The sequence below is a fragment of the Teredinibacter waterburyi genome (assembly GCF_001922985.1).
GTDB classification, from domain to species: domain Bacteria; phylum Pseudomonadota; class Gammaproteobacteria; order Pseudomonadales; family Cellvibrionaceae; genus Teredinibacter; species Teredinibacter waterburyi.
The window spans coordinates 1-685 of the sequence record NZ_MRUH01000115.1 but is presented as its reverse complement, the minus strand read 5'-3'; the positions used below and the strand labels follow the sequence as shown (position 1 = coordinate 685).

At 41.3% G+C, this 685-nt stretch carries 1 protein-coding gene; it reads left to right on the top strand.

Annotated elements, in window-relative coordinates; translation table 11 throughout:
* Positions 1–519, top strand: a 519-nt coding sequence (locus tag IDZ20_RS07935; protein WP_188150898.1) for a hypothetical protein, incomplete at its 5' end; no start/stop codon positions are given.
* Positions 520–685 lie beyond the last annotated feature (166 nt).

Sequence of the window (685 nt, the reverse complement as noted above, 5' to 3'; positions counted from 1 at the left end):
GTCGCGCAGCTCCATTTTACACAAACGCTCACAGCAAAAATTGCAGGTGAGCTTGGCGTTATAATCGTTACAAAAAACATGGACATTAATATGTATAAAATAATTTATTTTACTTGTATTTCCCTGATTTTAGTTGGCTGCTCCGGCGAATTGGAAGATGGTGATTTGCCCGATATTGAAAATGATGTTTCTATTTCGCAAGGTATATATGGGCAGGTCGCATCTTATCCTGATTATACTCCTAACAATGGACCTTCTGCCGTACAAGATTTTGAAGTAGATGTTTATTTTTACAAGCCCAATTTAGTTGAGGTTCCCCAAGACTTGCCATTTGTAAGCGCCACTACTAATCATAAGGGGTTTTACGAAATCCCTTTGCAGGGTGGCATCTATTGTGTTTGCGCATATGACAACTGTACCCAAGTTGAAATTAGTGAAGATGATACAGAAAGGTTAAACTATTCATTTTCAAATATTGGGTCATGGAGTATTGAGGGTGCCGACTGCCAAGAATTATAACAAGCGGCTCCAGGCTGACAGCCGGTACTACGCGCCTTTTGTGTTACTCGCTGGCGCTCAAACAATAACATAAAAATCGCTCCATACCAGCCGCAGCTGAGCCGGGCGTTATGCGTCTTAACGGGTAGTAGAGTAGGGCTTGTAATTTATAGGTGTTGTTTTCTGT